Here is a 4,526-nt window from a genome sequence, read left to right on the forward strand (position 1 = left end):
GGCCGGTACAGATCCTCGACCTCCTGCAGCTTCGTCGCTTGCTCGATCGAGCGCGCCAGCGCCTCGGTCAGCTTACCTTGCTCGTCGATGAGCCGAGCGACCTCGCGCTTGCGATCCTCCAGGCTGCGCAGATAAGCGAGCCGCTCCTCGATCGCGCGGAGCTGATTTTCATCGAGCTCCCCCGTCATCTCTTTGCGGTAGCGAGCGATGAAGGGGATCGTATTGCCTTCGTTCAGCAGGGCGACCGTCGCCTTGACCTTGCCTGGCGGAATCTGCAGCTCTGCTGCGATCTGCCGCTCCATGCGTTGCTGCCGCTCCGCGAGCTGAGCGGCGGTCAGCTCCGCGCCCTCCGGAGCTTGTCCAGCCCTCGCAGCTTCCTTCGACTGTATCTCTGCCAACTGTCCTGCACCATCCTTATTCTGTAGTCTAAGCTTGCTTCGCTTCTCTCTATTGTGGCAGATTTGTCTACGCTCTGCCAGAGCTTCCTGGCGCGAGCAGCCGCATCCACTGTCTCCGCGAGACCTCGCAGTCCGCCGTCTGTCGAGCCGCTGCCTGCTGTTGCGCGCTGATCGGGACCGATACCGATAGCGTTCTGCAGCGGGGAGCCGCGGCGACAACAACCAAAAACACCGCCTGTCGAAGATCATTCTCTTCGCAGACGGTGTTCACGCATCAGACACCGATGGACTTACCGCATCTGTGCCGGTACATAAGGGTTATGCTGCATCTCGTAGCCGATCTCGGTGCGCGGACCGTGGCCGGGATAGACGATCGTCTCGGGAGCGAGCCGGTACAGCTTGCCGCGGATCGAGTCGATCAGATCGCGCTCCGAGCTGCCTAGCAGATCGGTGCGGCCGATCGACTGACGGAACAACACGTCGCCGGAGAACAGATGAGCGCCGCACAGGAAGCTGACGCTGCCTGGCGAGTGGCCCGGCGTGTGCATGACCCGGAACTCCATGCCGATCAAAGACATCACCTGGCCCTCGTCGAGCGCATACTCGGCCGGGTCAGTTGTCAGTGGCGGCGTCATGTCGGACCAGCGCGCCGAGCCGTTTTTGCGCGGATCGGTCAGCCAGTCGGCCTCCAGATCATGGAGATAGACGGGCGCGCCGAAAGCCTTGCGCGTCTCGTCGACGCCGCCCATATGGTCGAAGTGGGCATGCGTCAGCAGGATCGCTTCGACCGTCGTCTCCTGAGCGCGCAGCCGCTCGATCAGCTTGCCGGGCTGCATGCCGGGATCGATGACGACGGCGCGGTTCGTCTCCTCGTTGGTAATGACGTAGGCGTTGGTCTGAATCGGTCCCAGGCTGTAGCTCTGAATCTTCATCAGATCGAGGAAAAGCGCTCTTCGAGCTCTTTCAGAATAACAGCCTGGTAGCCTGTGCCTTCGCCATACTGACGGCCCATCTCCTGACGCGCCTCGCCCAGCTTGTCCTGGTAGTCCGCCGCTTCGCGGTCAGGATTGGCCTGCTTGAACGCATTCATGACCTGCTGCACATGCGCCGGGCGCGGGCCCCACTGCTCGAGCACATGACCGCCCGTATCGGCGATGATGACGATCGGCACCGCCTCGCCGCCCATCGTCAGGAATTGCGACATCGTATCCATATGCTCTTCCTTGATCAGTACCTCTGTCGGCACGCCGCTAATCTCCAGCGCCCGGAACACGACCGGGATGTTTTTGACGACATCGCCGCACCATTCGGCCATCAGGATGAGGACGCGCAGGTCGTCGCGGTTGTTGAGCGATTCAAAAAATGCCTTGCTCTCCTCGTCCGGCCATTGGAAATTATCGTACAACGAGATGAACTGCTCCTTGTTGCGGTCCATGCCGTCCATAAACTGCTGCGGGCTAATGCCTTTGCCTAGCTTTTCGGCTACACTTTTGCTCATGGTCATCCCTCTCTCTGAATCAAGGTTATGTAACTCCATCCATTGTATCAAAGTTCACAGGGACGAGCTAGCCAACATCGACTGTAAACCTCCGCACCTGTCGTCTAGAGACTCTGGCCGCGGCTGCGGACGAAGCGGACGACGACGTAGACGAGCGCCAGCGCCAGTATCGTCAAGGTCAACGGCTGCACATAGGGCGCTGCCGCCTCATGGACCCGATCCCAGCTCTCGCCGAGCCGCATCCCCAGATAGAGGAACAACAGCGTCCAGGGTATAGCCGCGAGCGCCGTCAGCAGCGTGAAGAGCGACCACGACATCCGGCTGACGCCAGCCGGAATCGAGATGGCGTGCCGGATCACCGGAACGAAGCGGGCAAAAAAAATCATCGCCGGCCCATACTTGCGAAACCATTCCTCGGAGCGATCCAGATGCTTGCCGCCAATATGCAGCCACTTGCCGTACTTGTCCAAAAAAGGTCGACCGCCGTATCTGCCCACGGCGTAGAGCAGCAGCTGCGCGAGCGTGCCGCCGACGACGCCGCAGACGACCGCTACGCCGAAGCCGACCTTCCCCTCTCCTACCAGGTAACCGCCATACGCCAGCACGATCTCGCTCGGGATGACCTCCACCATCAGGCCGAGCATGATGCCGAGCGCGCCGAGCTGTTGAATCCAGTCGAACAGCAGACCGATCAGCTCGCCGATTGTATCCATCCGATATCCCCCTTCGCGTCGCGGCCGGGTTGCGGCCAGTATTCTTTTAATAATATGCCCGTCTTCCGACGGACATGCCCGAAATTCGGACAAGTGTCATGAGCTGACAAGCCCGCACATAGACTACGAATGAAGAAAGAACTCAAAGAGAGAGGTGTCCCATGTCCAAAGTATTCGTCGTCAGCCGCAAGCATCTGAAGCTGCTGGGCATCGCCCTGTTGCTCGTCGTATTGACAGCCGCCTACCTGAAGTGGAACCAGTCCCAGATGATGGCTGGCACGCCGTCTGCCGACCGTATTATCCACCTCGTGACTGTGGAGTACAAGACCAAGCTGAACGACGGCAAGGAGCTAGAGGTGTACCGCTGGGACCCCGGGACGATCCGGGTGAGGAGCGGCGAGCGCGTCCAGCTCCACATCACTGGAGTCAATGGCGGCTCGCATCCTTTCGTTATCGAAGGCTTAGGCATCAAGGGCGAGGTCCGCAAGGGCGAGACGACCATCGTCGAGATCGACGCCGAGCGGCCCGGCACCTATCCGATCCTCTGCCTCACCCACACCGCCGCAAGCCAGCTTAGTCCGATGGTCGCCTACATCGAAGTGGACTAGTAGTTTGCTCCTGAAATAACGTTCCGATCTGCATTACGAGGAGAGGGGCATCCGGTCGCTATTGTATTAGGATGGCTTATACGCAGGCTATGCGCCTCTTGCGGCTTCTCCGTATCGCGAAATGAAGCGAGTCTCCTTAAGCATTGAAGACGCGCAACCACGCAATGGATATAGTAACGCTATATCTAGGATCGTGGTACTGGGCAGCGGCAGTAGCCTTCGGACGCCCGACCGCATATAGATAAGGCAGAGAGGAGTGGCGTCATGCAGAACAAACCCCCTCATGCCAAAAGCTCGCCGGACTATCCAAGCCCGCGCAAGATCAAGCGCGCCTGCAGCAAGGAGCTGTATCGCACGCTCAAACGCCTAGACCGCTGGGTCTCCCCCGACCTCGTCGACCAGGCCGAGCAGTTGTATACGCGCAAGGTGATGCAAAACCTGATCTGGATCCATGAGAATCGCAGCAATCGCAAGCTGCTCTGCGACTGGTGGGACGAACAGCTCAGCGAGGAGATCGCCGAGCTGTGGACGGTAGACCGCAGCAAGCTCAGCGCCGCCTTCCGCCACGCATTTGGCGGTTGAACAGCCTGCGCAACACGAAAAGGCTTCCCTGCATGCGCCGCATAGGCGCAGGGAAGCCTTTTGCTGTTAATGGACAGGCCATGAAATGCGAAGCGGCTGCAATAAAAGCAGCGCTTGCTATGGCCCGGCACGCTTCAGGGAGCTGTCTTTAGCCGATGATGGCAAACGTCTCGACGCCGGCCGGGATGTTCCGTCTGCGGAACTCAACCCCGCTGCTGTCAAACACGCGGATCGTATAGGCGACTTGCGTCAGCGTCGATACGCGGCTGAAGCGGACGACGCCGAAGCGATCAAAGGAAGCGGTCTGCACGAGCGTATTGCCGCGAAAGAGGCGTGCAAAAAATCCGCTCGTGTCGAACGGCACGCCATTGCTCTGTACCCAGACAGCTGTGAAGCGACTGAAGATCGGTCCGCTCGAGGCGGCTCCCACTGGCTTGACCTTGATAAGCGGCGCGCTAGCCCGGCGACCACGCGCCAACAGGCGCGGCTTGACTCTCGGAGATGCCATGTCTATCAACTCCTTTTCCGTTTGCCACAGCATATGCGGCAACCCGGCGAGTCGTATGGACAATCTTCCCTGGACAGCCGTCCAAATCCGCCGCCTGCCTCCTCCCTTAGCCGAACCCTTCGCTGCGCAGCAGCTCATAGCAGTAATCCGCTGCCTCGATCGCCTCCGGCAGCAGGACGAAGCGGCGCCCCTCGCCGGCTGCGCCGCGCAGCTCCACCA

The 4,526-nt window shown here is 60.2% G+C and carries 7 protein-coding genes; 2 read left to right on the forward strand and 5 right to left on the reverse strand.

Annotated features, from left to right (window positions below; all coding sequences use genetic code 11):
• The 4 genes from PA598K_RS33675 to PA598K_RS33690 all read right to left on the reverse strand — a co-directional run.
• Positions 1–302 (reverse strand): Tex-like N-terminal domain-containing protein (locus PA598K_RS33675; RefSeq protein WP_305781249.1); only part of this gene is annotated, 302 nt, incomplete at its 3' end.
• A 386-nt stretch (positions 303–688) separates the two neighbouring features.
• Positions 689–1,330 carry an MBL fold metallo-hydrolase gene (locus tag PA598K_RS33680; protein WP_128661115.1) on the reverse strand — a complete coding sequence of 214 codons (642 nt, stop codon included), beginning with the start codon at positions 1,328–1,330 and terminating at the stop codon, positions 689–691.
• A complete protein-coding gene (locus PA598K_RS33685) occupies positions 1,330–1,896 on the reverse strand; it encodes a thioredoxin family protein (protein ID WP_128661116.1) in 567 nt (188 codons plus the stop codon). The genes PA598K_RS33680 and PA598K_RS33685 overlap by 1 nt, the downstream gene beginning before the upstream one ends.
• 104 nt (positions 1,897–2,000) lie before the next feature.
• A complete protein-coding gene (locus tag PA598K_RS33690) occupies positions 2,001–2,609 on the reverse strand; it encodes a DedA family protein (protein WP_128661117.1) in 609 nt (202 codons plus the stop codon).
• A gap of 161 nt (positions 2,610–2,770) precedes the next feature.
• Here PA598K_RS33690 and PA598K_RS33695 point away from each other — a divergent pair, with 161 nt between their 5' ends.
• A complete protein-coding gene (locus PA598K_RS33695; RefSeq protein WP_128661118.1) occupies positions 2,771–3,217 on the forward strand; it encodes a cupredoxin domain-containing protein in 447 nt (148 codons plus the stop codon).
• Between the two features lie 264 nt (positions 3,218–3,481).
• A complete protein-coding gene (locus tag PA598K_RS33700) occupies positions 3,482–3,799 on the forward strand; it encodes a dehydrogenase (protein ID WP_128661119.1) in 318 nt (105 codons plus the stop codon).
• A 148-nt stretch (positions 3,800–3,947) separates the two neighbouring features.
• Here the strand turns inward: PA598K_RS33700 and PA598K_RS33705 are convergent, their stop codons facing one another.
• Positions 3,948–4,307 (reverse strand): hypothetical protein, encoded by a 360-nt coding sequence (locus tag PA598K_RS33705; RefSeq protein ID WP_128661120.1) that lies wholly within the window; start codon positions 4,305–4,307, stop codon positions 3,948–3,950.
• Positions 4,308–4,526: the final 219 nt, after the last annotated feature.

It is taken from the genome of Paenibacillus sp. 598K, assembly GCF_003851045.1.
In the GTDB taxonomy this organism is placed as follows: Bacteria; Bacillota; Bacilli; order Paenibacillales; family Paenibacillaceae; genus Paenibacillus_D.